Annotated in this window: 14 protein-coding genes and 1 tRNA gene; 7 read left to right on the top strand and 8 right to left on the bottom strand. The window is 58.7% G+C overall.

Annotated features, from left to right (window positions below; all coding sequences use genetic code 11):
• The first annotated feature begins 215 nt into the window (after positions 1-215).
• Positions 216-1367 carry a beta-ketoacyl-ACP synthase III gene (locus tag DMP17_RS14095; protein ID WP_337829710.1) on the top strand — a complete coding sequence of 384 codons (1152 nt, stop codon included), beginning with the start codon at positions 216-218 and terminating at the stop codon, positions 1365-1367.
• A gap of 157 nt (positions 1368-1524) precedes the next feature.
• Here DMP17_RS14095 and DMP17_RS14100 read toward each other — a convergent pair whose 3' ends face one another.
• The 5 genes from DMP17_RS14100 to DMP17_RS14120 form a co-directional block, all read right to left on the bottom strand.
• Complete coding sequence (locus DMP17_RS14100; RefSeq protein ID WP_337829711.1) at positions 1525-1743, bottom strand: hypothetical protein; 219 nt, start codon at positions 1741-1743, stop codon at positions 1525-1527.
• 63 nt (positions 1744-1806) lie between these two features.
• Entirely contained in the window at positions 1807-2148 is a 342-nt protein-coding gene (locus tag DMP17_RS14105; RefSeq protein ID WP_337829712.1) for a polyhydroxyalkanoic acid system family protein, read from the bottom strand.
• A 53-nt stretch (positions 2149-2201) separates the two neighbouring features.
• On the bottom strand, positions 2202-2561 hold the full coding sequence (locus tag DMP17_RS14110) for a DUF962 domain-containing protein (protein ID WP_337829713.1): 360 nt from the start codon (positions 2559-2561) through the stop codon (positions 2202-2204).
• Between the two features lie 276 nt (positions 2562-2837).
• Positions 2838-2912: transfer RNA gene (locus tag DMP17_RS14115), tRNA-Gln, on the bottom strand.
• A gap of 127 nt (positions 2913-3039) precedes the next feature.
• Positions 3040-4149: a branched-chain amino acid aminotransferase gene (locus DMP17_RS14120; RefSeq protein ID WP_443217883.1), complete on the bottom strand. Its 1110-nt coding sequence runs from the start codon at positions 4147-4149 to the stop codon at positions 3040-3042.
• A 108-nt stretch (positions 4150-4257) separates the two neighbouring features.
• Here DMP17_RS14120 and DMP17_RS14125 point away from each other — a divergent pair, with 108 nt between their 5' ends.
• The 5 genes from DMP17_RS14125 (at position 4258) to DMP17_RS14145 (ending at position 9402) form a co-directional block, all read left to right on the top strand.
• Positions 4258-4734: a MarR family winged helix-turn-helix transcriptional regulator gene (locus tag DMP17_RS14125; protein ID WP_337829715.1), complete on the top strand. Its 477-nt coding sequence runs from the start codon at positions 4258-4260 to the stop codon at positions 4732-4734.
• A 28-nt stretch (positions 4735-4762) separates the two neighbouring features.
• Entirely contained in the window at positions 4763-6340 is a 1578-nt protein-coding gene (gene lnt, locus DMP17_RS14130; RefSeq protein ID WP_337829716.1) for an apolipoprotein N-acyltransferase, read from the top strand.
• A gap of 76 nt (positions 6341-6416) precedes the next feature.
• Complete coding sequence (gene metK, locus DMP17_RS14135) at positions 6417-7616, top strand: methionine adenosyltransferase (RefSeq protein ID WP_337829717.1); 1200 nt, start codon at positions 6417-6419, stop codon at positions 7614-7616.
• Positions 7617-7681: 65 nt separating this feature from the next.
• Positions 7682-8782, top strand: a complete 1101-nt coding sequence (locus DMP17_RS14140) for a hypothetical protein (RefSeq protein ID WP_337829718.1) — start codon at positions 7682-7684, stop codon at positions 8780-8782.
• Between the two features lie 170 nt (positions 8783-8952).
• Positions 8953-9402 carry a glycine zipper 2TM domain-containing protein gene (locus DMP17_RS14145; RefSeq protein ID WP_337829719.1) on the top strand — a complete coding sequence of 150 codons (450 nt, stop codon included), beginning with the start codon at positions 8953-8955 and terminating at the stop codon, positions 9400-9402.
• A 22-nt stretch (positions 9403-9424) separates the two neighbouring features.
• Here DMP17_RS14145 and DMP17_RS14150 read toward each other — a convergent pair whose 3' ends face one another.
• A complete protein-coding gene (locus tag DMP17_RS14150) occupies positions 9425-10168 on the bottom strand; it encodes a GGDEF domain-containing protein (RefSeq protein ID WP_337829720.1) in 744 nt (247 codons plus the stop codon).
• Positions 10169-10463: 295 nt separating this feature from the next.
• Here DMP17_RS14150 and DMP17_RS14155 point away from each other — a divergent pair, with 295 nt between their 5' ends.
• Positions 10464-10916, top strand: a complete 453-nt coding sequence (locus DMP17_RS14155; protein WP_337829721.1) for a copper resistance protein NlpE N-terminal domain-containing protein — start codon at positions 10464-10466, stop codon at positions 10914-10916.
• Between the two features lie 252 nt (positions 10917-11168).
• Here DMP17_RS14155 and clpA read toward each other — a convergent pair whose 3' ends face one another.
• Entirely contained in the window at positions 11169-13532 is a 2364-nt protein-coding gene (gene clpA, locus DMP17_RS14160; protein WP_337829722.1) for an ATP-dependent Clp protease ATP-binding subunit ClpA, read from the bottom strand.
• Between the two features lie 131 nt (positions 13533-13663).
• Complete coding sequence (locus DMP17_RS14165) at positions 13664-13867, bottom strand: DUF1192 domain-containing protein (protein ID WP_337829723.1); 204 nt, start codon at positions 13865-13867, stop codon at positions 13664-13666.
• Between the last annotated feature and the right edge of the window lie 27 nt (positions 13868-13894).

Below are 13894 nucleotides of genomic sequence, written 5' to 3' on the forward strand. Positions count from 1 at the left end.
GACGCTCGGGGCTATCTATGGTGCGAACAATATCGCCGCTTTAGGTCCATAAGCCCCCGCCCACAGTCCTGTTATGCGTGGCCCATGGTTAACAAGTCGTTATCGGGTGATGCAACTCCTGTTCACCAGTTGCGGCTTGCAAGGGCTTTACCCTGTGTCTAGGGAGCAACAGTTTTCTGCGATTTTGGCGCAATTTGGCAAATGGAAAGCAAATAATGACCTCCCCCGCCACCCCCGTTATTTCCGCAACCGGCCTGTTTACACCGCCCGAGAGCATTTCGAACGAAGAATTGGTCGAAAGCTTCAACCGCTTTGTGGACGCCCATAATAGCGCCAATGCCGACGCGATTGCTGCGGGTACAATAGAGGCGCTCCAGCCCAGCTCGGTCGAATTTATTGAAAAGGCGAGCGGCATCCAATCGCGCTATGTGATGAGCAAGGCGCCGATTTTGGACCCCGCCATCATGTGTCCGCGCATCCGCGCGCGCAGCAATGACGAACTGAGCATCCTCGCGGAAATCGGCGTGGCGGCGGCACGCGATGCGCTTGCCAAGGCGGGACGCGACGCGGCGGACGTTGATGCGGTGATCGTCGCTTGCTCGAATATGGAGCGGCCCTATCCGGCGATTGCGGTCGAAATACAGGCTGCACTCGGTATCGAGGAGGGCTTCGGCTTCGACATGAATGTCGCTTGCTCGTCCGCGACCTTCGGCATCCAGACCGCCGCCGATTATGTCCGTGCGGGCAATGCCAAATCGGTGCTGGTCATCAATCCGGAAATTTGTTCGGGGCACCTCAATTGGCGCGACCGCGACAGCCATTTCATCTTCGGCGATGTGGCAACCGCCATTTTGGTTGAAGATAAAGCGATCGCGCCGCCTCAACATTGGGACATTTTGGGCACAAAGCTCAAAACGCAATTTTCCAATAATATCCGCAACAATTTCGGCTTTCTGAACCGCGCTTATGAAGGCGCGCCAGACGCATCGGATAATGGCACCAAGGATGACCGCCTGTTCGTGCAGGAGGGCCGTAAAGTGTTCAAGGAAGTGGTGCCGATGGTCGCGCAAATGATCGTGGACCAGATGGAGCGGCTGGAATTGCAGCCCGACGATATGCGCCGCTTATGGCTGCATCAGGCCAATACCGGCATGAACCGCCTAATCGCCCAGCGCGTGTTGGGTCATGAAGCAAGCGCCGACGAAAGCCCGACGGTGCTGGACACTTATGCGAATACCTCGTCGGCCGGTTCAATCATCGCTTTCCACCTCCATAATGCGGACTTGGCAAGCGGCGACACCGGCGTGATTTGCTCGTTCGGTGCAGGCTATTCGGCTGGCACGGTTTTCGTGCGCAAGGTGGGGTGATGCCTTAACCCATCCCGTAAACGAGCGAACTGGTTAATGCCCCCCGGCATCAACCGAAACTGCTGGGGGCAGTTTCGCGTTCGCTGGGCAACGGAGCCTTAGGAATTTGAAGCGGAGCGAAAATTCTTAGGCGAAGTCGGGGAGGGCTTGGTTTACGCTACACTTTCGGCGAGGCATCCCGGTTTAACAGTCCCACCCCCGACCCCTCCCGCAAGCGGGAGGGGAGAGTGGCCTTGTCATCCTCGCTTATCCGACCACTCTTCGCGCCCCCGCCAACCTTCTCCGCCCGTTCCTGCGCCTTGGCAGCAGCCGTATCGGGCCGCGCTTGTTCCTTGGTGGTTTCGGGCGTTTCCTTGATGATGCCATCGCTTGGCATATTATGTCTCCTTCCCGTCTCCAACGGGCAGGCATCAAGCGGGTTCCGTGGCGGGAAAGGGCATTAGCCTTGCGGATTACCGTCCGCGTCGCGATCCTTGTTCATGCCGATCAGTTTCGGGCCTTGCTTCTGGATCATGCCTTCGATCATCCCGCCCATCATGCCGAGCATACCGGGGAGCTGCACGGTAATCAGCACCGCACGGTCCTCGACATCCAGCGTCGCGTTGACATTCTGGCCCATCGCATTGATTGCGAGCGCCATGCGGTCCTCGCTCGGCCAGCTAGGCTCGACGGTCGCGCCCGCGGGCAGATGCTTGCCAAGACCGCCAATGCGCTCTTGCATCCGCTGCCGCACTTCTTCTTTGGGCAGATTATGGGCAACGGGAACAGTAACGGTCCGCATAATATCGTTTATCCTGTGATGCTTGTAGTGATGCCTGTGGTGGTGGATATGGTTCAGGCTTGGGGCGGAAGGGCCGGGGCAGGTTCGACGCCTGCTTTGACCAGTTCGCCCCCCAACCGTCCGGTCAGCCAGTAAAACCACATTTTGAAATCCGCCGCCAAGGACCAGAGCGGATAGGTGAAGGTTGCGGGGCGGTTCTTTTCCACCCCGAAATGGCCGACCCATGCAAAGAAATAGCCCGCCACGGGAACCGCCCACAGCCAGCTAAACTGGCGCGTCACAATAGAATAAAGTGCGAGTGCGACCACCAGCGACGTGCCGATATAATGGAGCATGCGCGTCGCGGGCTTGCGATGCTCGGTCAGATAATAGGGCCAGAATTCGGCAAAACTCTTGATCGGGCGCTCGGCCATGATTTGATCCTCTCCGCTATGGCGGCTTTCCCGCAGGATATAAGCGACAAGGGGGCGGGGCAAGCGGAGAATCGGCGGAAAAAGCGGGCGCGTTGCGATGGGGGAGCGCCTGCCCCTATTGCCGTAACGGCGGTTGCGCCTGATTTGCTACAAATTTTTCCGCTTTACCGTCGGTGTCGGGGAAGGGCGGGAAGGATGAAGGGTTCACGCGGAGGCGCAGAGGGCGCGGAGGTTCGGCAGTGTTGCCAGACAATCCTTGCTTAAATTTTCGAGAAATGGCTGGGGCGGGAGGATTCGAACCTCCGCATGCCGGTACCAAAAACCGGTGCCTTACCGCTTGGCTACGCCCCAACGCGCAGGCTTTGGAATTTATGACCCAAAGCCGGTGAAGCGCGCCCTATAAGGCCGTGCTTTGAATATGGGAAGGGGGAAAACCAGAAATTTTGGCTTATCCCCCTTATGCCTCACCCGCTTGGCCTTAAACCCCTGCGACAGTGCGGACCCAGCCATAAGGGTCGGGCAAAGTGCCGCGCTGGATGCCGGTGAGCTTTTCGCGCAGCTTGACGGTGAGCTGCCCCGGACCACCGGCCCCGATGGTGAAATTATGGTGTTTCCCACGCACTTCGCCAACCGGCGTTACCACCGCCGCCGTCCCGCAGGCAAAGGCTTCGACCAGCTTGCCGCTCTTGGCATCAGCCTCCCATTGGTCGATGGCATAGGCTTCTTCCGACACGGAAATGCCTTCATCGCGCGCAAGCTGCATGATCGAATCGCGCGTAATGCCGGGGAGGATGGTGCCCAAAGGCGGGGTAATCATCCGGCCATCATCGAACAGGAAGAACAGGTTCATGCCGCCCAGTTCGTCAATCCAGCGATGCTCCTTGGCATCAAGGAACACGACCTGATCGCATCCTTGGGCGATGGCTTCGGATTGCGGCAACAGGCTTGCCGCATAATTGCCGCCGCATTTGGCAGCACCCGTGCCGCCCGGCCCCGCGCGCGAATAATCTTCGCTTACCCAGATTTTGACCGCAGGCGCACCGCTTTTGAAATAGGCACCGGCGGGCGAGACGATGACGATGTAGAGATATTCCTTGGCAGGGCGCACACCTAGAAACGCTTCGCTCGCGAACATGAAGGGGCGCAGATAAAGCGAGCCGCCTTCGACCGACGGCATCCAATCCTTGTCGGTGCGGACGATTTCGTCAATCGAAGCGAGGAATAATTCTTCCGGTAGCGCGGGCATGGCCAGCCGCGCTGCCGAACGGTTGAACCGCAGCGCATTTTGTTCGGGGCGGAACAGGGCGATTTGGCCATCGGCGTGGCGATAGGCCTTCATCCCTTCAAAAATTTCCTGTGCATAATGGAGGACCGCGGTGGCCGGATCGAGCGGGATCGCCTTGCGCGGGCCGATAGTCGGGCTGTGCCAGCCGCCCCACGGGCCGTCATGGCCTTCGGTATAGCGGATCGTCACCATATGGTCGGTAAAGACCGAACCAAAGCCCGGATTTTCGATCATCGCCGCGCGCGTGACCGCATCGACCGGATGGGGATGGGGTTCAACGATAAATTCGGGCGCGGATGTCATGACTATACCTTTGCGGCAGGGGAGGGGTAGAAGAACCCCTTGCCAAAGCAACCGCGTCCGCGCAAGAGACGCTACAGCATGGCTGACCCGAATAATCCCGCGCATAGCATGACCGCCTCGGCGCTTTTCCTGCGCGAAGCCGAAGTCCGGCGCGGGATCGAGCTGCTCTATTTCGGCCATAGCCACCTTGTCCGCGCGCTCGATGATATGCTTGCCAAAGAAGGGTTGGGCCGCGCCCACCAGCGCGCGCTCTATTTTGTCGCGCGCAAGCCCGGCCTTGTGATTTCCGATTTGCTGGCATTGCTTGGCATTACCAAGCAATCGCTGTCGCGGGTCATCAAGGAGTTGGAAGCCAAAGGCCTCATCACCATGCGCACCGGACGCAATGACCGGCGGCAAAAGGAAGTGCGGCTGACCGAGGAAGGCACGGCGCTTGAAGCGCGGCTCTTTGCCGAAATGCGCGCGCGTATGGCGGCGGCTTATGGCGATGCAGGGCAGGATGCGGTGACGGGCTTCTGGCGCGTATGCGAAGGGCTGGTGCCGCCCGCAGAGCGCCGCCGCATCGCCGATTTGCAAAGCGGGTGAGGGGCTTATGAAAGCGCGAGGCAGGCCGGTGGAGACTAAGGCGGGCACCCTGGACCAATATCTGACGGCAATGCCGCCATCCTGGGCGGTCAAGCTCATCCTGCTGGTCGCGGGCGGATTGTCGGCGCTTGGCATGGCCCCTCTATTCTGGTGGCCGCTGACGCTTATCGGCCTTGTCCTGTTGCTCCTATATCTGGAAAGTATCCGCACGGGACGTAGTGCTTTTCTCTATGGCTGGCTGTTCGGTGTCGGGCATTTTGCTGTGGGCCTTAACTGGATTGCCAAAAGCTTTACCTATCAGGCTGCGATGCCCGCCTGGCTCGGCTGGATAGCGGTGGTTTTGCTGTCGCTCTTCATGGCCTGTTATATCGGTTTTGCGAGCCTGCTCGCATGGCGCATCGGGCATAAAAAGCCGGTCGCGCTGGTGGTTGCGCTCGCGGGAAGCTGGACCTTGTTCGAATGGTTGCGCGCGACATTGTTCACCGGTTTTGCGTGGAATCCGCTGTCCGAAGTGGCGCTGCCGATGGGCATTGCGGGCGCGGCGGCATCGTTCGGCACCTATGGACTGAGCGCGATTGTGGTGCTGGTCGCGGGCGCGCTTTGGCTGCTCCTGTCGCGGCGCTGGATCGCGGGGTTGGTGTTGCTTGCTTATCCGGCCTTGGTGCTGGTGGGGGGCTGGGCAGCGCTCCCGTCGCCCGATGCGCCGCCCAGCGGTCCCAAGGTCACGCTGGTCCAGCCCAATGTGGGGCAGGAGGATAAGTGGGAGGGCAATGAGACCGATGCCAATTTCGCCAAACTCGCTAACCAGACCTTGCCCAAGGATAGCACGCCGCGCCTCATTTTGTGGACCGAAGCGTCTATCCCCGACTATCTCGAAACCGGCTATCCGGCGGATTATTACCGCCAGTCTCCTGACGAGACGCGGAGGAAGATTACTGCGTTGATGAACCCGCAAGACATCATCTTGCTCGGTGCGCTCAAAATTGATTTCAACACCGCCGGAGCGCCGGTGGGCGCGCGCAACAGCATCTTCATGATGGACGCAAATGCAGAGCTTCATAACCGGTATGACAAAAGCCATTTGCTGCCCTTTGGTGAATATCTGCCGCTGCGTTCGCTCCTGACGCCGCTCGGCCTGTCGCGGCTTGCGCCGGGCGATCTGGATTTCCAGCCGGGCGCCGGGCCTGCCACCATCGACACCGGACGCTTTGGCAAGGTCGGCCTCGTCATCTGCTATGAGCTGATTTTTTCCGGCCAAGTGGTCGATAAAGCCAATCGCCCCGCCTTTATCTTTTCGCCCTCCAATGACGCATGGTTCGGCGCGTGGGGGCCGCCGCAACATCATGCCCAAGCCCGCCTGCGCGCGATCGAGGAGGGGCTGCCTTTCGTCCGCGTGACGCCCACGGGCATCAGCAGCATCATCGACGCTGACGGAAAGGTGGTGGCCTCCATCCCGCAAGGCGAGGCCGGACGCATTGACGCGGCTATACCGGCCGCCAAAGCCCCGACCTTCTTCGCCCGTTACGGCAATGCCATATCCGTGGCATTGGGCCTGATACTTATTCTTGTGGGCTTGGCCCTTGCCCGCAGGCCCCGTTCCGGCTAAAGGGCCTCCCAAGATATAAAGATTTCTTTATACGCTTTTCCTTAAACCCGCAGATACAGCAAAGACTGGACCAACCATGCGCGAACATTTTCTGTTTACCTCCGAATCCGTTTCCGAAGGCCATCCCGACAAGGTCGCCGACCAGATCAGCGACGCGATTGTCGATCTTTTCCTGTCGAAAGACCCCGAAGCGCGCGTGGCGTGCGAAACCTTGACCACCACCAACCGCGTCGTTCTGGCCGGGGAAATCCGCTGTAAGGGCGTGTTTGAAAATGGCGCGTGGGTCGATGGTGCACTTGCCGAAATCGAAAAGGCCGTACGCGATACGGTCAAGGAAATCGGCTATGAACAAAGCGGTTTCCACTGGGAAAATCTGGAGTTTTCCAACCATCTCCACGCCCAGTCGGAACATATCGCGCAAGGCGTTGACGAAAGCGGCAACAAGGATGAAGGCGCGGGCGATCAGGGCATCATGTTCGGCTATGCGTCGGACGAAACCCCCGACCTCATGCCTGCAACCTTGCATTACAGCCACAAAATCCTCGAACGTCTTGCCGCCGACCGCCATTCGGGCGCAGCGCCGTTTCTGGAACCGGACGCCAAGAGCCAGGTGACGCTTGAATATGTGGACGAAAAGCCGGTGCGCGCGAAAGCCGTAGTGGTCTCCACCCAGCATGGCGCGGATTTTTCGGACGCGGACGGCCAAGCCAAGATCACCGATTATGTGAAAGGCGTTGTCGAGGATGTGCTTCCCGACGGCTGGTTCGACGACAAGACCGAACTTTATGTGAACCCCACGGGCTGCTTTGAAATCGGTGGCCCCGATGGCGATGCGGGCCTGACCGGCCGCAAGATTATCGTCGACACTTATGGCGGCGCAGCCCCGCATGGCGGCGGTGCCTTTTCGGGGAAAGACCCGACCAAGGTGGACCGTTCGGCGGCGTATGTGAGCCGCTATCTTGCCAAGAATATCGTTGCTGCCGGCCTTGCGCGCCGCTGCACCATCCAGTTGAGCTATGCCATCGGCGTTGCCGAACCGCTTTCGCTCTATGTCGATACGCACGACACTGGCACGGTTTCGGAACGTAAGCTGGAAGATGTGTTGCCGACCTTGGTGAAACTCACGCCCAAGGGCATCCGCACGCATCTGGGCCTCAACAAGCCCATCTATAAAAAGACCGCGGCTTACGGCCATTTCGGACGCCAGCCCGAAGGCGATCTGTTCCCGTGGGAAAAGACTGACCTTACCGATAAGCTGAAAGCAGCGTTCGCGTAAAAGCACAGCTTGCAATCAGACGCCTAGCTTCATAGCCTCTCCCCTGAAATTCAGGGGAGGGGTTTATGGCTGGATTCGGAGTGAAAGCGGGCGCGGCGCTTACGGCGCTGCTGATGGCATCTGGTGGTGTCACCGCACCCGCAGCCGCACAACAGGCCCTCAACGTCAAACCCGGCAAAAGCTGGCGGCATGGCCATAGCGGCATCACGCTTCCGGCCACATTGGCAGGCATCGCCAGTAGCAGCGCAAAAAGCTATGCCAATGACCAGCTTGATGTCAGCATGAGCTATGAGCCGGAAGGCACTAGCGATTTTCTCAGCGTCTATATTTACCGCAATACCAATGGCGGCGTACCGGTCTGGTTCGCGCAGGCGCAATGGGCGATTGAGCATCGTGATGTATACGGTAGAGTTTCGCCCACCACGCCCCAAGCCTTTGTGCCTCCGCGACAGACCAATGCCAGCGGGCTCAAGGCCGTTTATGCGCTCGACGAATCGCGTGGGATTAAAAGCACCGGCATCGCCTTGCTTCCGGTCGGCGACTGGTATGTGAAACTGCGGCTCTCCTCGAAAGGCAAAAATGCGCAAGAGGTGTCGGCCATGCTCGACCGTGCGCTGGCAGAAATTTCGTGGCCGTCGAAAATCGCCAATGCACCTGTTGCAACGCCGGTTATTCCATGCGCGACACCGCTGACATTTGATGCGACGGTCAAGGATGTCCCGAAGGAACATGCGAATATTTTTCTGGCGCCGATGAGCGGTATGATCCTGCGCGGCCTCAAAGCGGAAAAAACGGACAAATCTGACAATCTGCCTCCGGTGCAAAGCTGGTGCCGCGAGCGCGAATTCGAGCAGAATCAGACCATGTATCGGCCCAGTGATGCGACCGACCGTTATCTGGTGGCGCTGGGAGATAATGGCAATGCGGTATGGGTTGCCCCGGACGATGCGAACGGAATTTTCGTGCAAAAGGAAAAATCTCCGGCACCTCCGCCGCCTTATTCTGTCTCCATGATTTTGGCAGACAAGACCATCTATTATGTTTCACAGGACCGCATGCCCTCCTATGAGCATGTGGTCAAACTTATCAACGGCGATCGTTCTACCGTGACGATGCCGACATGGGGTAAATCCAAAACTATCCAGGTCAATTCGAACGCACTTTAAGGTTTTACACTGAAAAAACGGAACTTTACGTCTCTTCGGCTGTCTTATTGAACAGGAGCAGGCCGGTAGATCTCCGCACATGTTTGCGGCAACACTGGTCAGGGGCAAAAAACAGAGCGTAGAGGAGTTTCGCCATGCCCTTATTCCCGTTTAGGCCCTCGCGTCGATTGATGATCCTGCCGCTGGTGGCCGCCACCGCGCTGGTTACAGGCTGTGCCTCGACCGGCCTTTATGGCTATAACGACGGCTATGATGATGGCGGATACGGCTATTATGACCGGGGCTATTATGACCGTTATGGCCGTTATGATTATAATAATCCCGACCCGCGCGACGGGCGCTATTATGCCGATAAATATTATCGCAACGACCGCCGTTATCGCGAGCGGCGTTTGCGGAGCGACGACCGCATCTATCGCGGACGTAACGGCCAATATTATTGCCGCCGGTCGGACGGATCGACCGGGCTTATTGTGGGCGGCATAGCGGGTGGTGCGCTGGGCAATGTGATCGCGCCGGGCGATTCCAAGACGCTCGGCACGATTATCGGCGCGATTGGCGGTGCGGTCGCAGGCCGCGAAATTGATCGCGGCAGCAGCGATGATGTGCGCTGCCGGTAAGCGCCGGGCCTAGCGTCCGACCCTAGCTTGCCGCGCGGATGAGGCGGTTGCGGCCCGCATTTTTGGCGGCATAAAGTGCCATATCCGCGCGGGTGAGCAGGCTGTAAAGACTGTCGCGTTCGCGCGCGATGGCAAGGCCGAAGCTTGCGGTAATGCGCGCAACGCCTGCGGGGGTGATGACCGGAAGCGCGGCAAGGCGCGCACGCATTGCTTCGATTTCCGCTTCGATTTTGCGCCAATGCTGCGCATCCCATGCGCCGGTTGCAGGGATGAGCAGCGCAAATTCTTCGCCGCCCAACCGCGCGACTAAGGTGCCGGACGGGGCTTCCTGCACTAAAATCCGCGCAATATGCTGGAGTGCGACATCGCCCGCCGCATGGCCCATCGTGTCGTTGATCGCCTTAAAATAGTCTATGTCGACCATCACCAGCATATGCGAAAAGGCATGGATTGGCTCGGTATCGGCAAATTCCATGAAAGCGCGGCGGTTGAGCAGGCCGGTAAGGCCGTCCTGCCGCGCAATATGGCGCAGGCTTTCATTGGCGCGGACCAGCTTCATATTGAGCCAAGCGCAATAGCCATAAGCCGCAGGCGCAACGCATAAGGGGATGACCGTCGCGGCGATCATTGCGTCGCTATAATCGGCTTCGGATTGCACGACAAAGCTCATATGCGTGGCCGCAAGCGAGGCGGCGACCGAGGCAAAGACCACTAGTAAGCCGATAAGAATCAACCGGATTTTGAGTTTGCGCTTGCTCTCTTCCATGACCTAGCCAGTTAAGCGCAAGATACTTACCAAAATGTTAACCATGCGGTGACGAGAGATGCGGGGGGCATCTCAAAAGGTGAGGAAAGTCAACAAGCAAGCGCGGAGCCTATGTCGGCTATCCCCGGCGGGACTCGCATATGGACAGCCCTAAGGCTTACCCATGTAAAATGCAGTGCAAGCATTTGTTTCCGCTATGCCGCGTCGGGCTTGCACGGTATAGACGGGCAACCGCCTTTATCGTCCGGACCGGCGAAGGGGGCGGGGATCATCGAATTTTGAGGAGTTTTCTTCTATGCGTATGCTCATTCTTCCGGTTGTTGCCGCATTGGCGCTCACCGCTTGCGGCAAAAAGGCCGAAACCCCGGCAGACCCGACCGCTGCTACCGTTCCTGCGGCCAATGAAAATGCAACCGGCACAGTGGCACCGGCAGCGCCTGCTGCAACCGGCACGCCGACCGTCACCAACTGGGCGGGCCGTTATGTCGGCAAGACCCCGGCGGGCGACGCAACGCTCGTGTTGAAGGATGACGGCAGCTATGACCTCAGCACCGCCGCTGCAGGCCAGCCCGCCAACAAGGTTTCGGGCAAGATCGGTTGGGCCGCTGACGGCAAGACCGTGGTGCTGGATGCCGCTGGCGGCAACTTGCAGGCGACCATCGTGGACGGCGGCATGAACGTCCTCGACGCTACCGGTAAGCCCTATGCGGGTGAAGATGCAAAGAATTTCGTTCTGCGCAAGCGTTAAGATTAGCCGCTGAAAGGCGGAAAAAAAAGAGCGGCGTTTCCGAATGAGGAAGCGCCGCTTTTTTTGGGGGGGGAGATGCTGCGCCACCAATCTCCCCTCCCTTTAGGGAGGGGTTGGGGGAGGGGCTGTCAGCATTAGCCAGCGAAGGTTGGCTTAAACCAAAGCCCTCCCCGACTCCGACTAAGAATTGTCGCTTCGCTCCAATTCCTAAGTCTCCGTTGCCCCTCCCGTAAACGGAGGGGATATTCCTCCTCACTCTGCCGCAGGTTCGCTCTTCGGCTTGGCATCACCACCCGCCTTACCTTTTTTCGCCGCGGCTTTTTTGCCGACGGCTTTGGGCGGGGCGGGGGTGAGTTCGAAGGCCAGTTCCTTGCCATGCTCGCCATCTTTCAGATGGACCAGCACTTCGCCGCCATTCACCAGCTTGCCGAACAGCAATTCCTCCGCGAGCGGCTGTTTGATCTTCTCTTGGATGAGGCGGCCCATCGGACGCGCGCCATAGAGTTTGTCATAGCCTTTCTCGGTGAGCCAGCCGCGTGCGGCATCGTCCAGACGGATATGCACATTGCGGTCGGCAAGCTGCAATTCCAGTTGCAGGATGAACTTATCGACCACCCGTGCAACCACTTCGGTCGGGAGATAAGCGAACGGCACAATCGCATCCAAGCGGTTGCGGAATTCCGGCGTGAACAGCTTTTTGACAGCATCTTCCTGAACATCTTCGCGCGTCATGGTGCCAAAGCCGATGCTTTCGCGCGCCATGTCGGACGCGCCCGCATTGGTGGTCATGATGAGGATGACGTTGCGGAAATCAACAGTCTTGCCGTGATGGTCGGTCAGCTTGCCATTATCCATCACCTGCAACAAAATGTTGAACAGGTCAGGATGCGCCTTTTCCACTTCATCAAGCAGCAACACGCAATGCGGGTTCTGGTCAACCGCGTCGGTGAGCAAACCGCCCTGATCATAGCCGACATAGCCCGGGGGCGCGCCGATGAGGCGGCTCACCGAATGGCGCTCCATATATTCGGACATATCGAACCGCTGCATCGGGATGCCGAGGATTGACGCAAGCTGCTTGGCAACCTCCGTCTTGCCGACGCCGGTGGGACCGGAGAAGAGATAATTGCCGATCGGTTTGTCGGGATCGCGAAGCCCCGCACGCGACAATTTGATCGCGCTCGCAAGCTTTTCAATCGCCACATTCTGCCCGAACACCACGCGCTTCAAATCGCGCTCCAGATGCTCCAGCACCGCCTTGTCGTCGCTCGACACGGTTTTGGGCGGGATGCGCGCCATCGTCGCGATCACCTGTTCGATTTCCTTGGGCGTGATGGTTTTCTTGCGGCGCGAGGGCGGCACGAGCATCTGCATCGCGCCGACTTCGTCAATCACATCAATCGCCTTGTCAGGCAATTTGCGGTCATTGATGTAGCGCGAGGAAAGCTCGACCGCCGCCTTGATCGCATCGGCGGTATATTTGACCTTATGATGGTTTTCGAACGCCGAACGAAGCCCTTGGATGATGCGGATGCTATCCTCGATATTCGGCTCGATCACGTCAATTTTCTGGAAGCGGCGCAGCAATGCGCGGTCCTTTTCAAAATGATTGCGAAACTCTTTATAGGTGGTCGAACCGATGCAACGGATCGTGCCGCCCGACAAAGCGGGTTTCAGCAAATTGGACGCATCCATCGCCCCGCCGCTGGTCGCGCCCGCGCCGATAACCGTATGGATTTCGTCGATGAACAGGATCGCATCGGGCATTTTTTCAAGCTCGTTGACGACCGCCTTCAACCGTTCTTCAAAATCGCCGCGATAGCGCGTGCCCGCAAGCAATGCGCCCATATCGAGCGAGTAGATGACGGCGGGTTTCAGCACATCCGGCACATCGCCTTCGATAATCTTGCGCGCCAAGCCTTCGGCAATTGCGGTTTTACCGACGCCCGGTTCACCCACATAAAGCGGGTTATTCTTGGAACGGCGGCACAGGATCTGCACCGTGCGGTCCACTTCCGCCGAGCGCCCGATCAGCGGGTCGACCTTGCCGTTTTCGGCCTTTTCGTTGAGGTTCACCGTATAAAGGTCGAGCGCGCTTTCCTTCTTGGCCTTGCCTTCGCCCTTTGCGTCGGCAGCGTCGCCCGATTGTTCTTCTTCCGGTTGCGGCTGGCCCATGCTGCCCTTACCGACGCCATGCGACAAATAGCTGACCGCATCGAGGCGGCTCATATCCTGTTGTTGCAGGAAATAGACGGCGTGGCTTTCTTTCTCGCTGAACAAGGCGACCAGCACATTCGCGCCCGTCACCTCATCCTTGCCCGACGATTGGACATGGAGGATCGCGCGTTGCACCACGCGCTGCAATCCCATGCCCGGCATCGGATCCTCGCCGCCCGATACGCGCATCGAATCCAGCTCGGTATCGACATAATGGGTGACAGTATCGCGCAGCTCGCCCAGTTCCACACCGCAAGCCTGCATGACTTCGGCGGCGTCTTCATCGTCTATCAGCGCGAGCAGCAAATGTTCGAGCGTCGCATATTCATGGCGACGGTCGGACGCGAACTGGAGCGCATTGTGCAAGGTTTTGTCGAGGCTTTCCGAAAAGGACGGCATATAGATATTTTCTCCATCTACCGGGCGGCGCTCATGGATAAGGAAGCCACCCCGGCGTTGATACTATGTCGTGTCGCCATTGCGGTTCATCAAGGGGGCAAATGGCGGCGCTTGCGAAAGCGCCATGCCGGTCAGCCTCCCTTTTTGAACAAAGCGTCAGCGCTTGCCTTATGGTTGGCGGCAAAAGCGATGCGCGCTTCGGTGCGCGCGATTTCGGCTTTCAGCACCAGGATGCGCGCGTGCAGCTCATCGACCGATAGCGGGTCCAGATTTTCCCGCTCCAGTTCCCCCAGCGTGTCGCTTTTGCGCCGTGGCAAATTCTCGTCAAAATCCATATCAGGGTTGTTGACCCGTTGAGCCAC

The organism is Pseudonocardia sp. TMWB2A, from assembly GCF_017312135.1.